The following is a 24837-nucleotide window of genomic DNA, read 5'->3' on the forward strand; positions in this document are numbered from 1 at the left end:
TTTTGCAACGTTAATCAGCGACTATGCATGGCATATTTATATGGACATGGCTGCCTGGTAGCCGTCCGCCATGGCGTGCTCGATCAACCAGTTGGGCGAACCCTTCACGGATCCGACCAGTATTGTCTTTTCGGCAATGCCGTTGACCTCGTCGAACAGCGACGTGTCAGCAACCATGGACGGAAGTACCATAACCGTATCGCATTCAAATTCCTTCTTTTCGCCGTCCTTTGTGGTGACGACTAGACCCTTCTTGGTAATTTCGTCGAACTGCACGCCAGAGTAAATAGGAACGTCGTTCTGGGAGAACCAGGACAGGAGACGAGGCAGATACGTATCGGTCATGCCGGCACCGACGTTGTCTTCGCCGGATTCGAAGACCATGACGTCCTTACCGCGCTTCTTCATGAATAGAGCGCCTTGCAGGCCGGCGATTTCGCCGCCGATAATGGCAACGCGTTTGCCTACACCTGGCAGTGCGATGTTCGAAAGCGTGCTCAGAGCCTTTGGCCCCAGCAGCTCCAGCGGTTTCTCGGCCAGCTTCGACAGGGCAGTGACCGTAGACACGTTGCGGCCGTCGATGCCTGGAATTTCAGGAATGCTGTACGTTCCGCCCGTGGCGACGATGACAGCATCGGGGCGCTCGTGTACGACAGCGGCACGATTGGCCTTTTTCTTCACGACCTTGACGCCGAGCTTGTCGATTTGCGTCTTCAGCCAATCGTAGATGAGCAGAACGTTGTCGCCCTCGGTTCCTTTGATCATGGCTGCCAATGGAATATGGCCGCCCAAGTTGCGCTTAGGCTCGTAAAGCACTACGTCATGCCCACGCTTGGCTGCGATAACCGCAGTCTCCATACCGCCGATACCACCACCGATGACCATGACCTTCTTCTTCTCTTCAGCCGGCTCGGGCTCGGGGTAATCGCCTAAGGCCAGACTCGGATTCACACGGCAGCGACGTGCCAGATTAAGTGGCGATTCGCAAGTGCCGCAGCGGGTGCAATGGACTATGTCCTCGGGGCGTCCTTCGTACAGCTTCAGCGGGAACAGCGGATCGGCGAACAGCGGGCGAGCGAACGCGACCATATCGACGCGGTCGGCTTCCAACAAGGCTTCGGCGCTGTTTTCATCCTGCTTGCCAACGCCGATGACAGGTACGTTCACCGCACGATGGATGGCTTCTGCGGCCCTGATGAACAGGCCTTCGTCGAAGCGGTCCATGTACTGCTTCATGTTCGGGTCGGGCTCGGGGTAGTTCCAGTAGTCGGGACGATGCTGAGACGGCACCGAGACCACATCGCCGCGGCGATTCAGGCTTTCGCCTGCCACGTTGATGTAATTCAGTCCGGCCTTTTCGAAGAGCTTCGCAATTTCGACGGCCTCGTCGCTGGTCAGGCGCAGGTCCTCGTCGCAGCCGTACTCTTCGCCGTTCATGCGGACGCCGATGATGAAGTCAGGGCCGGTGGCTTCGCGAACTTCCTGAATCATCTCGCATACCAGGCGGGCACGGTTTTCGATGGAACCGCCGTACTGGTCCGTGCGCTTGTTCCAGGTGCGGCTCATGAAGCTTTGCAGATAGTAGCTGTGCGCGGTGTGGATCTCAACGCCGTCGTACCCGACCTTCGTAGCGCGGATGGCTGCGTCGACGATAGCCTGTTTGAGCGCGTTGATTTCGTCAATGGTGACTTCACGCGGCGGAGCGCCGAAGGCCGGAGGCCAGGGCATCTCTTCTTGGGTCAGCGCGGATGCGCCGCGGGGGTCGGTCCAATCAACGGGGCCCATCGGGCAGAACTGCGCGATGATAGGCGATCCTGCAGCGTGAACCTTATCGACCATGGCCTTATAGCCCGCGATGTGCTCGTCGGACCACAGCCCCACCAGGTGGTAGAAGTCCTCTCGCCACTCCTGGACAGCCTGGCCTTCCATGATGATAAGGCCGACCTTGCCTTTTGCCAGGGTTTCATAGAACGTGACCAGGCGATTGGTGCAGAAACCGTTCATGTCTGCGAATCCGCTGGATGCAGGAGCCTTGACGATGCGGTTTTTGATTTCAAGATTGCCGATTTTAATGGGCGACAGCAGCTTTTCGTACCCCATAATACCCCCTTTGAATTGTGACTACATCTGAACGGGAATGCGCTAGTGGCGAATCAGCCAGCCACCGTCAACAGGCAGCGAGATGCCGTGAATGAACGACGACTCGTCGCTAGCCAGATACAGAGCGGCATTGGCGATTTCGCAGGGCTGGCCCCAACGGCCAGCGGGACCGTGGCGGAAGCTCTCGGCGGTTGCTTCGTCGCCGAGTAGGCCGGAAACCATGCGGGTCTCGATCAGGCCAGGGCAGATGGCGTTGGCACGGATACCCTTGCCTTCGTTGGAGTACAGATCGCTGAGCGCAGCCGTGAATCCCACCACAGCATGCTTTGCGGCGGTGTAGGCAACGCTGCCGCCGCCAGCACGTAGGCCCGCTCCAGATGCGATGTTGATGACGTTGCCGCCGTTTTCGTTCTTCAGCATGACAGGGACCATGTACTTGCAGCACAGGAAGATGCCCTTGACGTCGACATCCATAATCCAGTCCCATTCTTCTACGGAGAGCTCTTCAATGGGGGTGAAGTTATCGAAGGCGCCTGCGCTATTCACCAAGACGTCGATGGTGCCGAAAGCTTCGACGATCTTGTCGGTCATTGCCTGAACGGATTCAGGATCGATGATGTTGGCCTCAACAGCGATTGCCTTGCCGCCGGCGGCTTCGATGTTGGCTACTACCGCATCGGCGCCATCTTTGTTCGCGCGGTAGTTCACGGCAACGTTTGCGCCCTCTGCGCCGAAGGCTTCCGCAATTGCCTTTCCAATACCCGAAGAAGCACCGGTCACAACAACTGTTTTGTTTTCAAACTTACCCATAGCAGACCCTTTCTCATTGAGGATTATCCGCTCTCACCTGTGATGATGCGGTATTTATACTTCAATTATGGAAAGCGAAAAGGTGTTTGGAAGCTATAAACAAGCACCGATGTCCCATATGAAACTTTTTGGATCAAATGTGCCATATTGAATACTTGAAAAGGCATTTTATGATGGGACATGTGTCATTCAACCATTCTCTGGACGAAGGGTGGTCGAAGTAACGAATATCCTTGGTCAAATTGGGTTTTCCACAGGCGTCGCATGATGTCCAATGTTTCCGATGTGAGGGCGGACTGCTCGAGCATACCGAGTCGTGCCGCGAGGTCTTCGGCGACGATATGACCCAAGAGTTCACGCTGGCGCTTCGCATGGGCTCGCAGGTGGAACCTTTCGGAATCGTCCTGGCAGATGCTTGGACTTCTGCAGTTTTGCATCGTGTGCTTCGACGCGGGCAACTCAGGATACTCAACGCCATAGGTGTAATTAGCTGTGCATGGTAGAATCACCAGTTGTAGGAACATCATCCGAAAAAGGGGGCACATCAATGAAGCTCGAAGATTTCGATTTGACCGCAGAGCAGATGGAGAAGGCGAAGGCCTGCGAGACGCCCGAGGAACTTCTGGCCCTCGCGAAGCAAGAAGGCATCGAGCTCAGCGAAGAGCAGCTCGAGGGCATCTCCGGCGGCGCCGACTGGGGCTGCAGCGGTTTCCTCAGTTCCTACGCTTATTAGGCCCAGCCAGGGAATATTCCCAAACGTTCGGGCTTGCCTCGGTCAAGCCCGCCCATGCCGTCTGGCTACCATGGTCGACGCCGACCTGCAAGCCTGGCGGTAGTTTCGGTGCGCGCGGCTGAGATTGCCATTGTCAAGAATCAGGACTAGCTCCACCATGGCCATCACGTCGGTGGCCATGGTGATGGTTGCTATTGCCCTAAACGATTCCATCATGTTTGAAAACTACTGGCGCATGTAATTCGTGCATTGACTTAACATGCGACCCGAATCGTTCTTATAATCCAAGTATCCGTCGCTTACCTGCTTCAAATTCCTCTTCCGTCAAGATTCCAGCATCCTTAAGCTTTTTCAGCTCAAGCACTTCAGCGGCCAGTGTATTTCCTGCGGGAACATCTACTGGCTGAGCTGCTGCCTCGTTTTCGTTGCATATTATAGTGAGCTGAGAAAGCGCATCTTGAGCGAGCTTGAATTGCGCCAAGTAGTAAGGGCTGTCACGTCTTACTGTTTTGGATATATAAGTCGCATACGCCGCTCCAAATTGCGCTATGGTTAGCTTAACCACGAGGAGTGAGCAAGTGTTCTTCGTGCTTCTTGTCGTGCTTCCTACGATTGCGCCGGTCGCGCCGAACAGCAGCCCTCCCACTACAGCCCTTCCAACGCCACCGCTCATTTCGGTTGCGCCATCTTCAAGCAGCTCGTATTCTAGGACGCTCTCATAGGGAAAGATCTGTATGCCATCGGACGAGGGCAAAACAACCTGTCGGTCTTTTGTATTGAATTGAATCGCGCCGCAATCAATCATGATAGAGCGTTGTCTCTCTATCTCTCGTTCTTGTGCTGTCTTTGCATCCAATTCGGCCTTATATTCATACACAAGCAATTCGACGTCAGCATCGGCGATGGTGGTTCGCAGCAATCCGCAATGGTACCTGAATGTCGGATTACCTGGAAGCGCAGCAGTAATCCTGTCATTGACGTAACTAAGAAAATCGTCTGGATTGAATCCATTGTTCAGGGCAATAGTCTTTGTATCCACGTATCCCCTCGTTTCATCGTGTATGAATTATCTAATAACCATCTTACCGCGTGGCAAATCTGTTTGTCAGCGTCGTTGGAATCGCAATGTCAAAATGGCACTTGTATGGGATGCCAGCGTTGCATCACTGATATGAAACTGGGCAGTTCATTCGATAATTGAATGGAGCCTTGGATAAATCCTATGCGAACGAGCAAGCTGTTTTGGAGGCGCGGAAGGAAGACGTGCTAGGCGCCAGTAGGTTTGCGGATACCTTAATCATGGGGGTACGTCTATGGGAGCAAGTATGTCCACGTCCGATTTTGACTGAACTGCTGCTTTTTGCTAGACTGAACCGGTCACGGGACATTCCGTGATGTCGTTTCAATCGGAGGAATCCCACATGATCTGATGAACCTACCTTTCTCGACCGTCTGCAGCTAGGCCGTGGCATTGCCATGCCCTGATGCTGCATAGGTACGCGTCGGGAGAAAGGTTCGAGATGATCATCCTCTTCGAATTCAAAACCTAAGACAACTCAATATCGGGCCGCCTGGCCGCGTCGCCGGGCGGCAATTCGTGCGCCGTCTTGCTGCGGCGCACCTGCCGGCTGCTGCCTGCGCGCGGTCGGTACCGAAGGCCCCTTCGCGCACGAGGCCGCCGACTGCAGCTTGCGCGCGGCTGGTACTGAAGGCTCCGCGTACGGAGCTGGCACTACCCGTCGCCGCCTGCGCGCGGCCGGGCCTCTGCACCTTGACAACCGAATACGACCTGCCCGCCGGCGCGTCGGCGCCTTCCGCCGTGCACGCTGGTCGTCTCCGAGAAGGTGGTGCGGCGCATCATGCGCGAGGAGGGCCTCACGCCCGTCTGGGCCGGGGGGAAGCGGGCCCCGTGGAGCTCGTACGCCGGCGAGCCCACGCCGGCGCCGCCCAACCTGGCCGCGCGCAACTTCCGCTCGGCGCTGCCGAACTTCCTGTGGGTCACCGACATCACCGAGTTCCGCATCCCGGCCGGCAAGTGCTACCTGTCGGCCGTGCGCGACTGCTTCGACTCGTCGATCTTGGCCTGGCGCGTCGGGCCCCACCCCACGGCCGACCTGGCCAACGCCTCGCTGGCGGACGCCTGCGCGCTGCTCGCCCCCGGCGAGGCGCCCGTGGTCCACTCCGACCGCGGCGGCCACTACCGCTGGCCGGGCTGGATCGCGATCTGCGAGGAGTTCGGGCTGGTCAGGAGCATGTCGGCCAAGGGCTGCAGCCCCGACAACGCGGCCATGGAGGGCTTCTTCGGCCTGCTCAAGCGCGAGTTCTTCCACGGGCGCGACTGGCGCGGCTGGAGCCTGGTCGAGTTCATGGACGCGCTCGACTGGTGGATCGTGGGGTACAATGAGGAGAGGCAGTGCTCGACGCTGGGCCACATGACGCCCGCGGAGTTCCGCCGCACGCTGGGAAGGGCCGCATAGCGGTCCAGAAAAACGTCCGCACTCCCGGGTGAACCGCACCCCAAATCTTGGACAAAGAAAAGAAAGTTCAAGATTTGGAGGTGCGGTTTCTTATGGGAAGCAACTACTCGTTCAGCCACGGCAAAGACATGAGGAGGGTCGCATCGGAACTTATAGAGCGGCATGCCGGATGGGTCACGCTTTCGAGGGGGCTTGCAATTCCCGAGACGACGGCTAAGAATTGGATTCGGAGCTACAGGGCCGTCGGATCGGAGGCGTTCATCAACATGGGCGATGTCAAGAGGACCTACGATTACGAGACGATGCTTGCTGCCGTGCTCGACCACGTCGAGGGCGGGATGACCAGGCAGGAGGTCATGTGCAAGTACAAGATCGCCAGCAAGACCTCCATCGACACGTGGGTGCGCGACTACCGTCGGGGTGGGCCCGATGCGCTGAAGCCCGCGCCGAAGGGCAGGCCGCCCGGGCCGCAAGGCACGGCCAAGCCCAAGACGCGAGAGCAGGAGCTCGACGAGGAGAACCGCAGGCTCAGGGCGGAGGTCGCCTACCTAAAAAAATTGAGGGCCCTGGAAGCGGCAAAGCGAGCACGTGGGAGAAATGCCAGGTGATCAGGGAGCTTTCAGGGGAAGGGCACAAGCTGGCTGATCTCCTGGCCGCGTCCGGCGTGCCCGCATCGACCTACCACTACAACAAGGCCAAGGGGCCGAAGGCGCCGACCAGGCCGGAGCTGTGGGAGGACGTTGCAGAGATCTTCTCGCGCACGGCCAACGGCTGCGGCCACAGGCAGATCGCGATGTGCCTGCGCGCCAAGAAGGGCGTCTGCATAGCCGACAAGACCGCGCTCAAGATCATGCACGAGATGGGCGTCAGCTGCGGCATAAGGCGCGAGACAGACTACCACAAGTACAACTCCTACAAGGGCGTCGTCGGCGAGACGTTCGAGAACCTGCTCGACCGCGACTTCTCCGCCGACGGGCCGTGGCAGAAGCTGGGGACCGACGTCACCGAGTTCAAGCAGGTTTGGGGCAAGGGCTACCTCGCGCCGGCCTACGATTTCGGCAGCAAGGAGATCGTCGCCTGGTCGATATCGGAGCATCCCGACATGATGCAGCAGAAGGAGATGCTCGCGATGCTGCTGCCCAAGGTGCCGGCGGGATCCAGCCCCATCATGCAATCGGACATGGGCTGGCAATACCAGCACGAGTTCTACTGCAATGCACTCAGGGAAGCCGGGATAATCCAGAGCATGTCGCGCAAGGGAAACTGCATAGACAACGGGGCGACGGAACAGGTGTTCGGCCACATCAAGGACGAGTTCTTCAGGGGCCAGGAGTTCCCGGACTTCGAGACGTTTAAGGCCGAGCTGGAGGAGTACATCATCCACTGGAACACGAAGAGGAGACAGGTTAAACTCAAGGGACTGACCCCGGAAGAATTCCGGAATCAGTCCCTTCGTGTGGCGTAGGGCTCCTTATTTAACACGTCCAAGAAATGGGGCGCCGTTGGCATGTTCTTGGCCTAGTAGGGGTTGTTCCAGGGGCGGTTCTGACTGTCGGGGTCGTTCACAGAGCGGCTCCAGTCCTTTTTGTTGCCTGCAAGGTAGTCATCGGTGCTGCCGTAGCCGTTATGGCCATGGCCTTTGCCAAAGTCGCCGCGAACCGCGTCGTAACGATGAACGGACCCATCAGATTTGAAGTCCGTCGAGGCGCAGTAGTCGGCTCCGTTCGGATTGTCGATGTCGTACGATGCGTAGCGCCATTCTGTATTGCTCATTTCCCTCACCTTTCTGTTGGGGCCTGCCTGTCTAACGCTGCAGCAAGATTCAGTCTCAGGGTGTTGCCGGCATATCCCTTTCGCCGAATCCTTATGTACTACATTCTGACACCAAGATCATTTGGGGCTTTGCGCAAAAGGAAGGGGCTTCGTCCCACACCGACATCTAACCCGGCAGCCGAGGCTGCAGGTCCGAGCACTTGGACATGACGAGGGCGATAAGATCGCCCGCGCTCCTAACCCGCAGCCCATCATGATGGTCGGCTCTATCTTGCCGCTCATCGACTCTATGCGCGTTTCCGGCGTCGAGCTCGACGGCTCGACCAATGTCATCCTTGCAAACGTCGTGCAGGCACTCTTTGATCTGACATTCCTGCGAGGTCTTGCCTAGGGTAGGCCTAGATGCTTCGGATTAGGGCTTTGAGCCTGCTCACAGCCTGCAGGGACTTCTTCGTGTCGAGGTCTTTTTCACCCAGATTGGCTTTGCGGTAATCAAGCACCTTCATGTGCATCGTCAGCGCCTCTTCTAGGGCTTTCTTCCGATTCTCGTCGGGCTTTTCTCCAGCTCGCTTTTCGAGAATGATTGCAATGTGGTACCTGCAGCGGGATAGGTCCTTGGCCCATTGCGTCTTCCCAGCAAAGGCGAGGTCTCTCTCGACTGCGCGCAGGATCTCGAGGGCCTCCTCGTACGAGCCCATGTCTTCGTACGCTACGGCGACGTTGGTGAGTGACAGCAGCGTTGACCGGTCTTGGTCCCCGAAGAGCGACCTCCGTATTCTGTGCGATTCTCCGCACGAGGCCAGCGCGTCGTCCAGTCGTTGCGCGGCGTCGACCGCATCGGGCAGATTTTTGGCATACGACAAGCACACTGCTCCGTAATTATTCAGCAGGCGGGCATAGGCAGCGCTGTTCCGCCCGTCAGACTTTTTGAGAACCTCGTGCTTGGCCGATTCGAGGAGGGCGAACGAATCGGCGTACAGCCTCTCAGCTTTCCTGAGCTCGCCCGCCCGCGCAGCCTCCGATGCCAGCCGGTGCTTGGAAACCCCGACCGAGCTCTCAGCGTTGGCGGCGATGTTCTGCGCCCATTCTGTTCGAGAATCCTCTTTGAGCAGAGCTTGGGCTCTCTCCAGCACCTTTTGCTCGTCCTCGAGCGCTTCCATATGCAGGGCGACGTCGCCTGTCGAGATGTACATTTCGGAGAGTGCTGCGGATCTGTTCAGCCGCAGCTTCAGCTCCTTCTCGGGGTCGTCCCCGAACTCGTCCAGGGCGTAGTCGTACAGGTCCTTGGCTTCGTCGGACATTCTCGAGCCCCTCAGGTTGCCTGCGTACTCCATGATTGCCCCGAACATGGCTTCGCGCAGCTCGTCTCGGGCTCGTTTGCTGCAGCGGGGGTAGATTGCCCTCTCGGCCCTTCCAAGCCAGCGGAGCTTCTGATTGCGCTCTTGGACGGAAAGGTCCATCTTGATGATGTGGTTCTTTCCGTCGGAGATGAGCCTTGCGATTACGAAGTCGAGGGTGTCGACGAAGTCCGATTTGGGGCCAACAGACTCTCGGAGGGTCCTCGCAACGCACTCGTGCATGAAGTGGTAGCCCAGCGACGAGAGGACAAACGACATCTCGCCGACCTTTCTAACGACCCTTGGTCTGTCCCTTCCCTGTATCCAATCCGGCAGGAACAGATCAAGGTCCGAGTCGGTCCATTCTCCCAGGAAAGCTGCGGCCATGCACGCATCCTGTTCGTTCTCGTCGAGGAGCCTCAGGTAGCGCGGTGCTATTGTGTCATGGTCAATCCCGTCGAAAAGCTCGCGCATATCGTCGGGAAGTGAGTCGAGCTCTTTCGCGTAGCTTGTGGCGAGGTCGATGTAGATAGGCACACCTCTCGAGAAATCGCAGATTGCCGCGAGCGCAGCATCATCGAGTTCTCCGTTCGCAATGCTTTTTGCCATTGCGAACGAGTCATCTTGGTCAAGCTCAACGAAGCGAAGCGGATACTGGATTACATTTTCCCAGTTCACGCGATTTCTACCCACTACCACCCAGACTGTGTTCCTTGCGCAAGTCACCTCCTTGAACCATACGGACAGGTCGCCGATTCTCCGATCTAGGAGGTATTCTGCTTGATCGACGAGGATAACGATAGGCTTGTCTTCGAGCGCGCTCCACTGTTCGATGTCCCACCTCAGGAATCTGCCGACGCGCTCCTCGATGGAGTCCTTACTAAGCTTTGGAATCATCCCTGGCGCTGAGTCACCGAGCCCCTCGAACTGTCTCGCGGCCTCTATCGCAATCCTCACAGCCTCCCGTCTTTTCTGACTGTCGTCGAAGCCGAGCTGGAACCCGTCGAGCTCAGACATGAGATTCGCCACTGCACTGTAGAGGTCGTCCATTGCGGCCTTTGCGAGCGTGTAGCAAGGGCAGAATAAGCCCTGCTTTTTCAAAGCGGCTGCGAATACGTCGGTCTGGTTCGGTCTCGCGGCCTCCTCGTGGTAGAAGTTTGCACGAACGCAGACCGTTCCCGGGTCGTTTTCTTGGACGCTGTTTGCCACCTCGTTTAAAAAATACGACTTTCCTTGGCCGCCAAAGCCATAGATAGAGATCACGACGCCTTTTGTCAGGTTGTATCTGTCCAGCGCCGGTCTCAGCATTCCCTGATAGAATGCGCCAACTTCCCTGTTGGCTTTGTCGAGGTCTCCATCGCCTGGCCTAAGAGCAGCGAGCGTCGGCGGCGTTCCTCTCCGTTTGGGGACTGGCGCGCGCTCCTTGTCTATCGCGGCGTCGAGCCACCTTGCCGTATACGTCTGGTCTTCGGTGGCTTCGGGCTCTCGAGGGGGATCCCAGCCGTCTATCAAGCCCCACCTTTCAAACGCGTAGGCGTTACCACTGTTGGGACGAGAGGAGCCTCGTCTTACCAGGAAGGTCTCGGTTGGAAAGAATCGGCCGCCTTGACCATCCGTGTATGTTACCCTGCATAGCCCGGCGCCTTTTTGACTCCCACGGGCCTCGATGGCCTCCATCACCATGCCAAGCGCCCACCGCATGTCACCTCGCACACTCGGGTCGGCGTTGGTGCACCTTTCGACGACGCACGCCAGCACGTCGTCGCCCGGCTCCTGCATCTCACCCAGGCGGGGAAGAAGATCCAGTGGCTCCCGCTTGACACTTGCCATCCCGTCCAGCACGTCGGGGCTGTACCCTTTGCGGCCCTGGGCTCGAAGCCGGCTCAGGACGTCACCAATCTCCGCGCAGTGCGGCACGAGCCCCGTGCGCGCGCGGTAAATGAGCGAGCCGAACGTGTACATGTCACAAGACGGGTTGTTGCGATACTCCCAGTCGCCGCCGTCATCACAGGCGGGGATCAACGCCGATAACATCTCGGGCGCAGCGTAATAGGCCTGGCCGAGACGGAACCTAGCCGTGGCGGGCGGGAGGGATCTTGTGCCCGCCTTGGCCGCCTGGCCCAGATCGATCAGCTTGCATTCCAACGGGCTGTTGTCGTAGCGCAACAGGATATTCTCCGGCCACGCGTCCCGGTGTGACCATCCCCGGCGATGGACCTCGCCGAAGGCTAGGGCAAGTTCCCTTGCAAGCTCAAGCGTCCAACCGCAGTCGAGGGGTGTGCCGGCGGTGCCGCTCAGGTCGCCGTTCTCTAAGACGGTGGCCAGGCTCTTCAGGTCGAAGTGCTGCATGACTATGGCTGGCTTGTTGCCGAATCGCCCCATGGCAAGCGGCAGGGGCGTGTGGCCGTTGCACCCATTGAGTTCCTTCAGGCAGCCGAACTCGCGCCTCGCGGATGCGCCGTCGCCGCTTTCGAACACCTTCACGCCGGCCACCACGGCCTCGCCCGTGTCCAACGCGACGTAGTACACGCCGAACCCGCCGGCCTTGCCGGTCTGACAGGCGTAAACGATTGGCTCCACGGCCTTCTCCGAGTCCGCATCGTCAGGTACGAACAGCTCCTTAAAGTCATAAACGTCAGCCTGGGGTAACGGTCTGTTCGCCATCGGGGCGACCGGCCTTGCAGTCGGGCCTGCGCCGCCGGCGTTGACGGCTCTGCGAAAGTGCTTCATTTACGCGTCTCCCTCCAGCACGGTACCGCCCTTATTCTACGTGAACGGTGGCGCAGTAGCGCCGTCGAGCAAGGCATTCTCACATACGCGTCGTGCTTTCAGGGCGTGTTGGCCGGCCGCGGCTCCGTTTCGGGCATAGCTGTCGAAACCATTTTGCGCAAAAGCCTGGGCGACGCGGCCTCTACTATGTTTTACCTGAGCCCTGGCCGAGCTTCCGGTGAGGGTCATATGGGCTGGCGCGGCGTCGCGCAACGAGAAAGGAAAGGAATGGAATGGACTCCGAGAAAAGACTGAAGCTTACCTATGCGGTTGCAACAGAGCGAGGTCGCCGGCAGGAAAACGAGGACTGCGCGACGGTCGGCATCAGCCCGACTTCCGGGCGCACGGAAATGCTCGCCGTATCCGACGGCATCGGCGGCGGCTTAGCGGGCGCCGAACTGAGCCGGCATGCCCTGGCCGGAGCGAAACGGGCCTTCGAGTCGGGCCTGGCGATCGAGGACGTGGTGGCGGCGGCAGAGGAGTCGGTAGCGACGTGCAGAGCCTCCCTCGACGACTGGTCGGTTATGGCGGGGCCATGCGACCCGTTCAACCTTGCGAGAATCGACGGCGCCGGCGCGACGTTGGTTGCGATGGTGCTGTCCGACAGCGGCGCGAGCCTGGCATGGCTGGGCGACAGCGTCGCCTACATCCTCCGCGATGGACGCGTTTCCCTTCTCACGCCACCGCACCGGGCTGCTGGGACTGAGCGCCTCACCAGGGCGCTCGGCTTCGGGCAGCACCCTGAGCTGGCAAGCATAGAAGTCAGAGCGGGTGACACCCTGCTGCTTTGCACTGACGGCGTATGGTCCTCGCTCAGCTGCGAGGAGACCGCGATGGTGCTGGCCAACAACCCCCTCCAGGCTGCCGCGACCGAGCTCGTGGTGCGAGGCGCAGAGAGCAGCGGCGATAACGCCACCGTGATTTTGGCAAAAGTGGCCGAGATAGGGCGCCTGGACTGATGCGGCGCCCTTGGCGGCTCGGCCGCGGCCCGGGCCTCGCCGACGGATGATGAAGCAAGCATTTTCGTATAATGCTTTGAAAGATAAAACGCAATCGAGAGGGGAGACGGAAAGATGATCGCCAGGTATGTTAAAGGGGACGCGACGAGCGCGATGAAGCACTTTACCCGGACATACGCGAACGAATATGAACAGCAAAATGACGAACGGCTGCATAGGATAGAACATAGGTGGTCGCCCTACAACTACTCGACGTGCGACGCCGAGGAAGCCACGAGGCTCTTGATTGAGAGGGTTGACACAGGAAATGCCACCTCGAGGACGGTCGTCCTACTCGATGCCACTGTGTACGCGGGTGCCCCGTGGGACGGCGAGAAGGGCCTGGGCGAACTGGATGATCTATTCTCGCTCGCGGACGAATCGCTCCATGAAGAGTTCGTCGGGGACAACGCGCTGGGCACCTTCGTGCATTGGGACGAGAAGAACGTTGACGGTGACCCTTGCCCGCACGCTCATCTCTTGGTCCTCCCTTTTGATGCGACCGGCAGGTTCCGCGTCGACGAATTCGACGACGCGGAGGAAAGGATTGAGCGGCGCCTCAGGGAAAAACTGGCCAAAAGCGGGCTCAGAACCAGATTCTACATGAAAAGCGAGAGGGTCGTAGCCGAAGCGGGCGATCCGGCAGACTACAGCGTCTTCTCTGTTTTCAGGTCTTGCTGGGCGGCCCTCCTCGATGAGGGGTACAAGCTTGTCGAACCAGACGGCGAGTATATACCGGCCATGCAGGCCATCGACGCCTGCATGCTTCCGGGCACGTTCGACGCGATGAAACCAGCCGAACGGTCAAGACTGTTCGCGACCTCCCCAGCGCGGCTGCTGGAGGTCGTGCTCCTCTCCAACGGGATGGGAAGCGAATGCATAAGCCGGTTCGCTGAGGACCCGCGCGAGGTGGCTGAATGCATCGACGGCATCATCCGCCGGAACGTCGACGACTACGCTCCAGCTTTCAAGTACGCCCTGATGTTGCGAGCTTCAAAAATCGAGTGGGTCGAGCGCATCAGGGACGTCTTTATGTGCCCCATGTCCGAGATTATCGACAAATGCTACCTGCGCGGGGGCGATCAGTTTGCGGCCCGCCTCGATGCCTTGTGTCGATCCGAGGTCCGGGAGGCGAATTCTAGAGCCAAGTCGTATAAGAGGCAGGAGGTTGTCAGGTACCTTTTATCAGCGGCTTTGCTCGGGATTCAGGGCGTGGACTTCTATGACGACCTGTTCGGGTACCCCGCCGTCGCCGCGCTTGGCCAACGAGGTGATAGCGTAGGTCTCCCCGAGGTCACGCCAGGCGGCGTCGCAGGCAGGACAGGCCGCCAACCCGAAGCGATGGCAGTGCTTACCACCGCTTTCTTTTCGCCTGCGAAAGAGCAATTCGTGGTCGACGGCCTTTCAGCTTCGCTACACCGCACGGATCGAGAGGTTATCATCGGTGCAGACTACACCTCGGATCACTTCGTACCGCGCGTTGATGTGGGCCCAGGCTTCTTGACGAGCCGCCTCCACGCTGTCGTCTACAACGACGCGCCAGAAGAAGCCACGGCGGAGGAGGCGGGCGAGTGCTGGTTCGTCCGAGACACATCCAGTTACGGCACGGCGGTGGTTCATTCACTCGATGAGCTTGAGGCCCTGTTCTCGGATGACGGCATTTGCACAGCTACGAAGCTTCTAGGATCCGGCGCAACGGTCGACGCGAACTCAAAACAAGGCGCAAGGCTCACGAGCGGGGACTTCATCGTCTTGGGGGTCTACGCCCGAGGTAACGTGAAGTTGGGCGATGGGTCTGTCCTCAGGATCGTAGGTGAAGATGGCAGCCGCCGATGGGAGGAGCTCCGACGCGTCTGTGCCGCCGTAAGATTCGATTCTGTGATGGCAAGGGATGATAGCTTGCGGAGATGAGCGATTCCGGTCCCGAAAGGAGCAGGGAGACTAGCCTCGCTTAGCCACTTGCCCAGTTGTCCCCGCCGCGCGGCCAGTTATCTGGCGATGCCATCGGGATCGCAATGCGGACGACGGTAATGCCCCCCGCACCCCTGGTCGATTGCCCCACGGCCTTTTCGCGCGTTTCTGAAAAACAGCGCCTCACGAACTCGGGCCTCCATTTCTCAGCTCGAGTTCGGGGCGCAGTTTGTTTTCCGAGAGGCACACCACTCGCCCGTCCTTTCTACAACGACCAGGGGAGGACCGCTCGCAGAAACCCGAGACCCGGCATCGGGAGACGGCCCAACGCCTTTGCTCAGATACAAATGGAACGGGCGAGGTCTTCATCAAAAGAGGGTGGACAACAGTGCAACCTCGTCGTCCTCGGGATCGCTTGCGGCGGGCGCTGTGGCAAGCCCGATGATTTCATCCCAGTTTTTGCCAAGGAACTCGATTGCGGCTTTTGCTGCGCGGTCAAAGCTGTCGGTGCTAACATCCGAGAGCCGAACGTTGTAGACCAGCTCCCCGTCCTTGGGGTCCATCCACATGCCGAACCAAGCGGGATCCTTGCTGCAGCGCTCGGCACAACCGAGGACAAAGCTGCGCCGGGCCCCGGTCGCGACACATGCGGGGGGATGGACGATGAGCTGCGGCTGCTTCCCTATGGAAAACGAGACTGAAAATAGCCTGCCTCCCGCGCGGACGATTCCGTGCGCCTCGTCCTTGCCCGCAACTCGCATGGCGACAACGCTGGAGTCGAGACACGCATTGATGTCGCTACACGTCTTTGTCTCGTCAACGATCATGACTTCTTCCTTCCCGCCGATGGGTTTGTGCTACCTGTCCTCGCACTCGTCCGAATAGACCGAATAGGCGCTTTCGCCTGAGAGGACCCGCATATAGTCTCCTGCTGACTTCTTCAGCGAAACTTGTGCCCCAATTATGGCGTTCTGAGTCCAGCTCGAAGCCTGGTGTCCGTCGAAGGTGGCCTCAAACGTGAGCGAGCCGCCTTCCGACGGGAGAGCCAGCCAGCCAGCAACGACGTACAGCCTGTTCTTGAACATGGAAAGGGCGTTAGCCTCCGCCACCCTTTCGGCTGGGACGTACAGTCCCGACTCGAGCGAAATCGTCACCATGCCATTGATGGCGCGGACCGTCATAACCGCAGGAAAGCAGGAAACTTGCGACACGTTCGCCTCCCACACGCCCTTGTCTATGCAGCTGAAACTCGTCACTGGATCGGCCCGAAGCGTTTCCTCGACAACCCCTTGAAAGCATTTCTTCCCATTCATTCGACATCCTTTCCCACGCGTTCCCGCCCAAGACCAAAGGGGGCACGCATCGCCTAAGCTCGAGCGCGACACATCGTCACGAGTCCCGTATTGCGCGGCTCGCGCTGCGGCGTCACACGAACCCGATTCGGCGGCGCGTCGACGAAACATCGAGTTCGTGAGACACTTCGCTCACAGCGCTGACGAACGCCCCGTTGTCGATTTCGAAGCTGACGGAATCCTGTCTTGCAAGAGACAGAACACATTTGTCGACCAGATTGCGCATTGTTCGCGCTTGTGCGAAGCCATCCTTCTGGCTTAGCTTATCGACGGCGGAGAGAAAGACCGGTTCGTCGACCCTGTCGTTGAAACCGCGCTGTTCTGCCATGAGCGAGAAAATGGCCCTCTGCTCCACTGCGGAGTATCCTGTCAGCTCGTACTTGATGGGGAACCGGCTTTTGAGCCCGGGGTTTTGCGAGAGCAAATCCATGGTCTCGTCCCTGTACCCGGCCAGTACCACTATGGTGTCCGATCGTCGCTCTTCAGTGAGCTGGTTGATGGCGTGAAGGGCCTCGCGAGCGTGCGACCCGGAATGTGCGTCCGCAGACGAGAGCCTATACGCCTCGTCGATAAGGAGAACGCCACCGCGTGCAGAGTCGAAGACGGAACGCACCTTGGTGGGCGTCTCGCCGACGTACTCCGAAATGAGCTGTGAAGCGTCAGCCTGGGTGAACTTCCCGGTCGAGACGCCGGCCTGCCCGTAGGCTGCCGCCATCCGTCGAGCAATCTCGGTCTTGCCCGTCCCCGGCGGGCCAAGCAACACGGTCCCAAGGCTGGAGAGAGAGCCGCGGCCGAACCTGCTCACAGCCTTCACGACCGCCGTAATCCCTTCACGAACCTCAGCCAGCCCGACGAGGCCGTCGAAGGACGACCCAATGTCTCCCGTGGGGGCCGCCGGGGCGACATCTGCCGCCGACACAGACCGTCGCAGGCGGGAGGAGTCGCCGAGCCGCGTGAGGGCATCTACGACCTGCCGCCCTTGACCCGCGAGGACACCGAGAGGGACATTCCTAAGCTCTGCCTTGTAGCCGTTGTGTTCCAGAGCCTCCTTCAGGTCATCGGCACTCGGCGTATCTGGCTTTGAGCGAGGGTCCGGCTCCTTAACCACGATCCCGAGGACAAAGCCATTCTCTGCCTGCTTCGCTTGGCCGACCTCCACGGGGAGACCGAGCGAGAGTACGAGGCCAATGCACTTTGCGACGTCAGCCCAGTCGACGTCGGCTGGGAGGCGAACCGATCCCACATAGTACGTCGCCATCGAGCTACCTCCTCTTCTGTCGTACGCCAGGCCGGACCCGTCATCCGTGCGACAAGGCCCTGTCCTGCTCCAGCGACGTACACGATACAGGAAGACGTCTCCCGCCTCTTGCGCAAAGGAGTCGGCGAGCGTCGGCTATCATCGGGGGCGCAGCAGTTCAAGCAGAATTTCACGGAGGTAGCCCATGATACCGAGCGCGACTTTCAGGGCCGATTCCTATTGGCGCGGCCCCACTCGAATGGGACCGCTTCGCAGGGCAGATGCACCAGGAGGCGGTTTCGCAAATCTATACACGGCTTTCAGCCCGGACTACGGGACAGTGGCGATCAAGGTGTTCCACCACACTGAGAGGGACGTGGCAGGATTCGCACTCGACCGCAGGGTGGCCGACTTCGAGTATACCCGCCTGTGCCAGATGAACGGTGCCGGTGGCCATGCCCCGGCACCTCTCGCAATCGGAACGGTTGGTGAAGGCGACGCGGATAGGCGCGTGGCTATTGCCATGGAGTACATCGAGGGGGTCAACATCGAGCAGGCGGTCGAGGGAGGATGGCTAACGGGCGGCAGCCGCGGCCTCCCAAATACCGGCGTTGTTGCTGACGTATGTTCCAAGGCGTGCGCTGCGTTGCTTTCGTGTTCGCCCGTTTCGAACCGTGATTTCAGCCCGCGAAGCCTCATGGTAAGGAGGGATGCGCACGCGATAAGAGACGTTGTGGTGGTTGATTTCGGGCAATCTGTCGACAGCCGATCAAGCATGGTCACGCCAGGCATGGGCAATAAGCGGCTGGCTACGCCCTGCTTCGGCGCGCCAGAGGTATTCGGAGGACCGTTTTACCACCAAAGAAACTCAAGAGCCACGGACTCTTATTCGATAGGCTGTATCGCGTATTACATGCGCACCGGTCGACCGCCATTCCGAGCCCTCATGTGCGTCGATCCCACATCACCAGAGGGGGCGGCCAGCGTCGTTGCTGCAAAACGGGCCCCTATCGCCATCGAGTTCGTCGGCGGCTCCGAGGCCGACTCCATGCTTGCCGATGTGATTCGCAGCTGCACTGACTTCTGCCCCTCTAACAGGCCTTCTATCAGTTCCCTTGAGACGGTCTTTCGGGAGATTGCGGCTGCAGGTGGAGTCGGGAGCGAGGCTGTTGCTGGCATACATCCTGACAATAAGACAAAGGACGTCACCCTGCCAGACGCATGCCGAAGAGCTGTTGTGTCGGTTGCGGTTGGCCTTGTTTGTGGTGGCGTCACAGCTCTGCTCCCGCTGGCTTTCGAGTGGGTATCAGGAACGGTCTGCCTTCTTTTCTGAGTTTCGACAGCCAGGGCTGGTCGCGGGCAAAGCGAAGAGCCAAGAATAGTCGCAGGAGGCAGGTAAACGAGCCAAGAAGTGGGCATTTCCTCGACGCGCCACTCATTTCTGTAATGAGGTCGGGAGCGTAGCCAAGAGCGTATCAAGCAGCCACGAGACAGCCAATGGGCTCAAAGAGGCTTTGCGTTCCCGCAGAGGTAGCCAGACAAGATTGAAGCCCGTATGGTAAAGGAGCAGATCCCAATGGATAGGTCGATTGTCGGTGCCGGAATGTGGGCAATCCTGATTACAACACCTCTTTTAACGCAGTCCTTTGTCAACCTCAGTCCTGAGGTCATCTTCTCGAGCGTGTGCGGCTCTTGCATCTGTGCGTTCGTATACGCAGGCTTGGAAAGCCCATGCAACAGCTGCTATGGGATAGTTTCAAGTATCTTTTTCTCACCCTTGCAGCTAACGATGGATGACTTCGTTGCTTCATTGATCGTGTGGCCAACAGTTTTCATCGTGTATCTTGCAGCTTGTGTTTGTTGTTGTGCACGCAAGCCAGGCAATGCAAGGCGCTGGTTTGCGTCGGGCTCGGCGTTAATGGCCTTGCTCATACTAGTTAGTCGAATATTGGCCGTCGTTGGTGTTGGATCGACGCCGCATTACGCCGTGCTGTCTGCTTCAGCCGTTTTGTTTTCCGCGTCGTGCTGCTTCATTGATTTCAAGATCTCAAAAGACCGCGAGCTGCTGCCATATGCAATTGTTTCAGTGGTTGCGGCAGCGGCCATTGTGGCTATCCTCTTGATGGCTTAGAACATGCTTTCCCGTAGCGCGCAAACCCTCGAAGGCCATCCGCTGCTCGGCAGCAACAAGCGGTGTCAATTGTCCGACCTTAGTGCAAGGCTCAGAGCCTGCGCCTGAACACGAACTCGTCGACGCCGTCTGCGACGGCGCTCGCAGGCCTCTTCAGTCCAAGCCTCCAGGCGGTCGGGGCGAGCGACGCACACGAATGGGGCTCCACCGTTCACCGCACGGCGAACTCCAGAAACCTGTCCTCCTCGACGTACCTCTTGTGGGTCCGGGCCGCGATGGCATGCATGAGATCGAAGTCCTTTCAAGACGACGGGATGTACGGGCTGCTGAGTGCGTGGTCGACGAGATCGTCGCTGCGCTTTTCGGCGGTCAGGAGGAGGATGTGCTCCGGCCCCGTGACCTGGATGCAGAAGAAAGACATCCCCGCGTACGTATCGAGCGGCTCCTCATCCAGGCCCAGCCCATCCTTTGCGGTTTCGCAGGGGTAGTGGTGTTGTAGGAAAAGCCCATCTCGCGGCCGATGGTCCGTCTCCCGTGTCGGTTTACGCCATCTCATTGATTTCCTGTATTGTCTTACGGGGGCCAAGCGCAGGACAAATACTCGTCGCTGCTCATGGCGTGCTCGCAGCTGCGCCCCGGGCAGCGCCCCTTCTGCCACACCGACGGGGGATCCACTGCTTCTGGCCGGGCTGGAGGGCGATATGCGAGGAGCACGGCGTGGCCCGCTCGATGTCGAAGATGGGCTGCTCGCCGGACAACGCCGCCTGCGAGGGCTTCTTAGGCAACCTGAAGAACGAGTTCTTCTACGGGCGCGACTGGCGCGGGGTGACCTACGAGGAGTTCGCCGAGATGCTCGACGCGTGGATGCGCAGGTACAGCGCCGAGAGGATAAAGTACTTCAAGGAAGGCGGCAGGACGGTGTACGATACGATAGACAACAGACGGAGGAGACTGGGGCATGGTGCCTAAGAGGTGTGAAAAACGTCCGCGCTCCCAGCTCATGGCCTCTAGTGTCGCCTCGAGTGCAGTCTCCAAGATATACCGCATATCGCATCAGGTGGCCTTCGAACGGTGGCATCGGGTTTTGTGACCGTTGATGGATACCAGCGCCGCGGATGTTGTAGGATTCATTGACGGGACTTATCTCTTCTTTTAGCGGTAATCAAAAATGCCTAAAAGTCCTTTCCAGCTCGCGCGTCTGGGGTGGTTCTTACGCCAGCAAAAGTTGCTCACACAAGCGACTCGTGACGCTTCCTTTCGGTATGCAGCCTCGCTATAATATTAGCTAGTCTATAGGGAGAAGCGTTGAGCTTTCGTAGCTGAACTCCTAATCCTTGCAGATGTGGATTAGGAGTTCTTTTAGCGGAAGGTGCGATGAATGACGCTAGAAATTGCCTGCGAATTGTGTGGGTCAAATCAGCTAACTCGGAATGCGGATGGCACTTATCAATGTGACCGTTGCGGAACGAAATACACGCTCGAAGCTGCAAGGCAGTTAATGAAGGGCGGAGCCTTCAGGAATAACAGCGCTGATTTCGTTGTTGAGGGTGGAACACTAGTCAGGTATACGGGCGCGGACTTGAATGTCGTAGTTCCGGACGGCGTGATAACGATAGGGTCGCGCGCGTTTGAGAATACTTCCATACAATCGATCGTTCTTCCAGAAGGCTTAGTTGCAATAGAGGGCGGAAGCTACAACTCTTCATCTTTTATGAGGTGCAGGTTCCTTAAGTCGGTCCGATTTCCTAAGTCTCTCGAAAAGATTGGCAAATATGCGTTCTGCCGCTGCGACGCATTGGAGCAAATAGAATTCTGCGGCGAGCCAGCAATGGCGGAATCCTTTGTCGATTGCCCTCGGCTTCGTACGGTGCGTTATGCCAGTCGGGTATTTATTGTGCCAAAGTTTCGAGAGGATCTTTCCCTTGGTTTGGGTTTGAGCTTTGACAAGGACGCCCCAGTTAAGTCGAACTATCAATTTGACGCCATATACGTTAATGGAGAAAAAAATCACCGCCTATAATCTACCGTCAGATGAGAGCGAGCTTCTGGCTCTGCAAAAGACGCTCGCACCATCAGAGGTCGCCACACAGGCTGCGATTCAAGGAGCGCTGAATGCAATCGAAGCAAGACGCCGAGCTATGATTCGAGATGGTTGGATCAGTGCAGGGCGATGCTCATATTGTGGTGGTTTTTTAATATGAGCAGAGCATTGTCAAGAGGGCAAAATGGGCCAGACCAGCCTACTGCCGGCCTGGCCCTGTATCTTCACCCGTAGCCCGCCCGCCAGGATCGCGTGTCCTTCGGACGCTCGTTTTGCGGTTTAATATTCGCCCGTGGCGCGGCGTGCGCCGGTGCATCTCGTTGCTACGGCTGGCCCCTCGTCATCGGTCTTTGGGCGCGCGTGGCGCGTTCGCGCTGCGCGAAAAAAATACGTGGGTGGGGCCAACGGCTCCGAGCGCGGGCGGAACGGGGTCGGACGCCATTGTCTCAGGCGGGTCGCGCTACTCGGCCTCCACCATGCAGCCCACGGCCCAGATCCAGCACGCGAGCTCGCGCGCCGTCGCGCAGTTCGCGACGACCGGCTTCTTTCCCGCTGCGGACAGCGCGGCGCGCCTGTCCACGAGCCTGCGCACCCCCTTCGCCGCGTGCCTGGCAACCTCGGGAGGGACCTCGCAGCCGGCCGCAGGCCTCTTCGGGCTCCTCGTCGCGCTCGCGTAGTGCCAGGCCTGTGTTTTGTCAACCCCGAGTTTCGTCATTGGGCACGACCTGTTTTAGGTCGCGGTCACGAACTTTTTTCGGGTTTCGCCATGGAAAGGCCCTGCTAACCCTCCTTCACGTTTCCTAGCATGAGCGATTCCTCGACTCTCCTGCTCTTGCCGCCGAACTCCACGAGCCTGCCGTGGTGCACGATCCTGTCGACGGCGGCCGCCGCAAGCTTCTCGTCAGCCAAGACGGTTCCCCACTTGCTGAACTCGATGTTCGTGGTCAGGATCAGGCTCCTGGACTCGTAGCTGCTCGATATCACCTGGAACAGCAGCCTCGCCCCGTCCGAGTCAAGCGGAATGTAACCGAACTCGTCAAGTATCAAGAGGTCGGCCTTGGCCAGATCGGAGTACATCGTGTCGAGGCCGCCCGAGTCCCTGGCCCTCTGGAGCTGCAGGACGAGCTGCGCGCACGGCAGATAGCGCACCGTGAGCCCGCGCTCGACGCACCTCATGCCGAGCGCCACCGCCAGATGCGTCTTCCCCCGCCCGGTCTGGCCGTGGAAGACGTAGTCCTGCGCCTTTTCCACCCAGTCTAGCGACAGCATGTCCTCGACCGTGTGCCCGTCGGGCATCCTGACGTCGGCGAAGTCGAAGTCCGCGACCGACTTGACGGCCGGGAACGCGGCCTTGCGCAGCAGGCGCGCCTTGCGGTTGCGCCCGCGGACCGCTATCTCGTGGGCCAACATGCCGGCGACCGCGTCGAGCTGCCGCGGCGTCGCCGATTCCAGGAACCAGCCGACCGTGTCGTTGGAGATGCAAAGCTTCCTGGCGTCGGCCCTGATGGCGTCGCCGATGGCGTCCCTCTCACATCTGCTGATCATGGGAACCGCCCCCGATCGCGGCGAAAGCCGCGTCGTAGTCGGACATGTCGACGGGGTCGGCGTAGTCCACGACTCCGCGGCCGTTGCAGATGCCGGCGGCGAGCACGGTCACCGAGGCCCTATCGGGCGCACCGCCCAGCTCGACGATGCGGGCGGCGGCCTCGACGGCCGGCCCGTAGCCGCTCTCGGCGGTCACGTCCCGCAGCACCCGCAGGAACTCCTTGCGCGGCTCGGAGTCGAGGGAATCGGCCCATTCCCGCAGGTCGTCGGGCATCGACGCCCTGACGCGGCTGTTCGGCCAGCCGTTCGGCTTGCGGCACAGCAGCGGCAGCTGGCTCGCCGGTTCGACCGACTCGGTGGGGCGGTCGCCGTAGGCGCGCGCGTGCGTCGCTACGCGCGCGCCGTCGGAATCGTATATCTCGACGTCGAAGGCGCACCTGCCCACGATGAGCTCGCGCCCGCCGAACTCGGGCGCGCTCGAGTAGCGGTGGCGCCCGTCGAGCACGACGTTGCCGTACTTGTCGGCCTTCATCCTCTGCCAGCTCACCGCCTTGAACGGCGCGTCGGGCAGCGGCAGCAGCGCGAAGCGGTCCTCCATGAACAGCTGGGATTCCGGCTCGCCCTTGACGCAGTGCTCCTTGTCCGCGAGCTCCGTGCACTTGTCCAGCAGCCGCGCGTTGTAGGACCGGATGTTGTCGAAGTGCGGCAGCGGGACGAACAGCCGGCGGCGCAGCGCGCCCACCTTGTTCTCGACGCCGCCCTTCTCGTTTCCCGCGTCCGCGTTGCAGAACACGTACTCGAAGCCGAAGTGGGCGGCGAACGCGGCGAACAGCTTCGAGGTCCTGATGACGCCGCACATCTTGCGCCCGACGCCGGTGGCGTTGTCGAAGATGATGCGCCTGGGAACACCGCCGATGTAGGAGAACACGGCCATCAGGCCCTCGCACGCGCACTCGGCGTTCTCGCCGGGGAAAACCTGCGCCAGCCCCATGTTGGAGAACGGGAAGTCGCAGACCAGGTGGTGCAGACGGGTCCGCACGCCGACCACGTAGAAATCGGCCTGGCCGAAGTCGACCTGCATGTCGGCGGGAAGCCCGACCTGGTCGAGGAACCCGTCGCCTTCGCCTTTGTGCGCGTCCTTCCAATCCTTGACGTATCGCCTGACGGTGCTGTACGACATCGTCGCTCCCTCCTCCTCGACGAGCCGTTCCCAGACGCGCTGGGCGGTGTGGCGCTGCTTGTGCCAAACGCCACGGTCGGCCTCGAGCCACGAGTCGACGATCGACGAGTACTCGTCCATCACCGACGGCCCCTTCGCCCTCACGGGCATCTTCGGGGAGAGATCCTGCGGCTTGAGGTACTTGCGCACGGTCGGCTCCGAAACGCCCGTCGCCCTCGATATTCCCGCTATGGATTCACCCTCCCTTCGCATCCTTCGTATATCCTGAACTTTGGACATGCTGATCATTCCTCTCCGCCTCCTTTGGTCGATTACCGAAGCAACGACAAAGGTAGGCCAACGGTCTGGTTGGCATGTCTTTCCTTGTGGCGAAACCCGAAACTTTTTCTTGACCGCAACCGAAACGGCGCCGTGACCGAACCCGCAACTATGAGGCTAACTTA

General features: G+C 59.5%; 21 protein-coding genes and 1 pseudogene. 12 read left to right on the forward strand and 10 right to left on the reverse strand.

Annotated features, from left to right (window positions below; translation table 11 throughout):
- Positions 1–36: 36 nt before the first annotated feature.
- Positions 37–2100, reverse strand: a complete 2064-nt coding sequence (locus SHEL_RS01560; RefSeq protein ID WP_012797494.1) for an oxidoreductase — start codon at positions 2098–2100, stop codon at positions 37–39.
- 42 nt (positions 2101–2142) lie between these two features.
- Positions 2143–2910 (reverse strand): SDR family NAD(P)-dependent oxidoreductase, encoded by a 768-nt coding sequence (locus SHEL_RS01565; protein WP_012797495.1) that lies wholly within the window; start codon positions 2908–2910, stop codon positions 2143–2145.
- A 547-nt stretch (positions 2911–3457) separates the two neighbouring features.
- Here SHEL_RS01565 and SHEL_RS01575 point away from each other — a divergent pair.
- The gene (locus SHEL_RS01575) at positions 3458–3643 is read left to right on the forward strand and encodes a hypothetical protein (protein ID WP_012797497.1); all 186 of its coding nucleotides are present in this window, start codon (positions 3458–3460) and stop codon (positions 3641–3643) included.
- 277 nt (positions 3644–3920) lie between these two features.
- Here SHEL_RS01575 and SHEL_RS01580 read toward each other — a convergent pair whose 3' ends face one another.
- Entirely contained in the window at positions 3921–4682 is a 762-nt protein-coding gene (locus tag SHEL_RS01580) for an SHOCT domain-containing protein (protein WP_012797498.1), read from the reverse strand.
- Positions 4683–5469: 787 nt separating this feature from the next.
- On the opposite strand from SHEL_RS01580, the gene SHEL_RS01585 reads away from it, so the two are divergent.
- The 3 genes from SHEL_RS01585 to SHEL_RS01595 all read left to right on the forward strand — a co-directional run bounded on the left by SHEL_RS01585 (position 5470) and on the right by SHEL_RS01595 (position 7585).
- A complete protein-coding gene (locus tag SHEL_RS01585; protein ID WP_269471199.1) occupies positions 5470–6120 on the forward strand; it encodes an IS3 family transposase in 651 nt (216 codons plus the stop codon).
- Between the two features lie 92 nt (positions 6121–6212).
- A complete protein-coding gene (locus SHEL_RS01590; RefSeq protein WP_041422445.1) occupies positions 6213–6728 on the forward strand; it encodes a helix-turn-helix domain-containing protein in 516 nt (171 codons plus the stop codon).
- Entirely contained in the window at positions 6725–7585 is an 861-nt protein-coding gene (locus tag SHEL_RS01595; RefSeq protein WP_012797501.1) for an IS3 family transposase, read from the forward strand. The genes SHEL_RS01590 and SHEL_RS01595 overlap by 4 nt, the downstream gene beginning before the upstream one ends.
- 53 nt (positions 7586–7638) lie before the next feature.
- Here SHEL_RS01595 and SHEL_RS01600 read toward each other — a convergent pair whose 3' ends face one another.
- Positions 7639–7893, reverse strand: a complete 255-nt coding sequence (locus tag SHEL_RS01600; RefSeq protein ID WP_012797502.1) for a hypothetical protein — start codon at positions 7891–7893, stop codon at positions 7639–7641.
- 253 nt (positions 7894–8146) lie between these two features.
- Between SHEL_RS01600 and SHEL_RS15190 the strand changes: the two genes are divergently transcribed.
- Positions 8147–8284 (forward strand): hypothetical protein, encoded by a 138-nt coding sequence (locus SHEL_RS15190; RefSeq protein WP_169304484.1) that lies wholly within the window; start codon positions 8147–8149, stop codon positions 8282–8284.
- 7 nt (positions 8285–8291) lie between these two features.
- Here SHEL_RS15190 and SHEL_RS01605 read toward each other — a convergent pair whose 3' ends face one another.
- Positions 8292–11960, reverse strand: coding sequence for a tetratricopeptide repeat-containing protein kinase family protein (locus SHEL_RS01605; protein ID WP_012797503.1), 3669 nt, complete (start codon positions 11958–11960; stop codon positions 8292–8294).
- 272 nt (positions 11961–12232) lie between these two features.
- Here SHEL_RS01605 and SHEL_RS01610 point away from each other — a divergent pair, with 272 nt between their 5' ends.
- Positions 12233–12958, forward strand: a complete 726-nt coding sequence (locus tag SHEL_RS01610) for a PP2C family protein-serine/threonine phosphatase (protein WP_012797504.1) — start codon at positions 12233–12235, stop codon at positions 12956–12958.
- Between the two features lie 114 nt (positions 12959–13072).
- Positions 13073–14908, forward strand: a complete 1836-nt coding sequence (locus SHEL_RS01615; RefSeq protein WP_012797505.1) for a plasmid recombination protein — start codon at positions 13073–13075, stop codon at positions 14906–14908.
- 368 nt (positions 14909–15276) lie between these two features.
- Here SHEL_RS01615 and SHEL_RS01620 read toward each other — a convergent pair whose 3' ends face one another.
- The 3 genes from SHEL_RS01620 to SHEL_RS01630 form a co-directional block, all read right to left on the reverse strand.
- Positions 15277–15735 (reverse strand): hypothetical protein, encoded by a 459-nt coding sequence (locus tag SHEL_RS01620; RefSeq protein ID WP_012797506.1) that lies wholly within the window; start codon positions 15733–15735, stop codon positions 15277–15279.
- Between the two features lie 30 nt (positions 15736–15765).
- Complete coding sequence (locus SHEL_RS01625) at positions 15766–16221, reverse strand: hypothetical protein (RefSeq protein ID WP_012797507.1); 456 nt, start codon at positions 16219–16221, stop codon at positions 15766–15768.
- Positions 16222–16333: 112 nt separating this feature from the next.
- Positions 16334–17518 carry an ATP-binding protein gene (locus SHEL_RS01630; protein WP_012797508.1) on the reverse strand — a complete coding sequence of 395 codons (1185 nt, stop codon included), beginning with the start codon at positions 17516–17518 and terminating at the stop codon, positions 16334–16336.
- 319 nt (positions 17519–17837) lie between these two features.
- Between SHEL_RS01630 and SHEL_RS01635 the strand changes: the two genes are divergently transcribed.
- The 5 genes and pseudogenes from SHEL_RS01635 to SHEL_RS01655 all read left to right on the forward strand — a co-directional run bounded on the left by SHEL_RS01635 (position 17838) and on the right by SHEL_RS01655 (position 21648).
- Positions 17838–18830, forward strand: a complete 993-nt coding sequence (locus SHEL_RS01635) for a protein kinase domain-containing protein (RefSeq protein ID WP_169304485.1) — start codon at positions 17838–17840, stop codon at positions 18828–18830.
- Between the two features lie 243 nt (positions 18831–19073).
- Positions 19074–19628 carry a hypothetical protein gene (locus tag SHEL_RS01640; protein ID WP_041422446.1) on the forward strand — a complete coding sequence of 185 codons (555 nt, stop codon included), beginning with the start codon at positions 19074–19076 and terminating at the stop codon, positions 19626–19628.
- A 280-nt stretch (positions 19629–19908) separates the two neighbouring features.
- Complete coding sequence (locus SHEL_RS15025; RefSeq protein WP_126513715.1) at positions 19909–20127, forward strand: hypothetical protein; 219 nt, start codon at positions 19909–19911, stop codon at positions 20125–20127.
- A 108-nt stretch (positions 20128–20235) separates the two neighbouring features.
- Positions 20236–20597, forward strand: a pseudogene (locus SHEL_RS01650) (hypothetical protein); the annotation flags it as partial.
- 409 nt (positions 20598–21006) lie between these two features.
- Entirely contained in the window at positions 21007–21648 is a 642-nt protein-coding gene (locus tag SHEL_RS01655) for a leucine-rich repeat protein (protein WP_012797511.1), read from the forward strand.
- An 801-nt stretch (positions 21649–22449) separates the two neighbouring features.
- On the opposite strand, the gene istB is transcribed toward SHEL_RS01655, so the two are convergent.
- Together istB and istA are read right to left on the reverse strand one after the other, a co-directional pair.
- Complete coding sequence (istB, locus tag SHEL_RS01665) at positions 22450–23214, reverse strand: IS21-like element helper ATPase IstB (RefSeq protein WP_012797513.1); 765 nt, start codon at positions 23212–23214, stop codon at positions 22450–22452.
- Positions 23198–24673: an IS21 family transposase gene (gene istA, locus SHEL_RS01670; protein WP_083762405.1), complete on the reverse strand. Its 1476-nt coding sequence runs from the start codon at positions 24671–24673 to the stop codon at positions 23198–23200. Before istA ends, istB begins: the two co-directional genes overlap by 17 nt.
- Positions 24674–24837: the final 164 nt, after the last annotated feature.

The sequence above is a fragment of the Slackia heliotrinireducens DSM 20476 genome (assembly GCF_000023885.1).
GTDB lineage: Bacteria > Actinomycetota > Coriobacteriia > Coriobacteriales > Eggerthellaceae > Slackia > Slackia heliotrinireducens.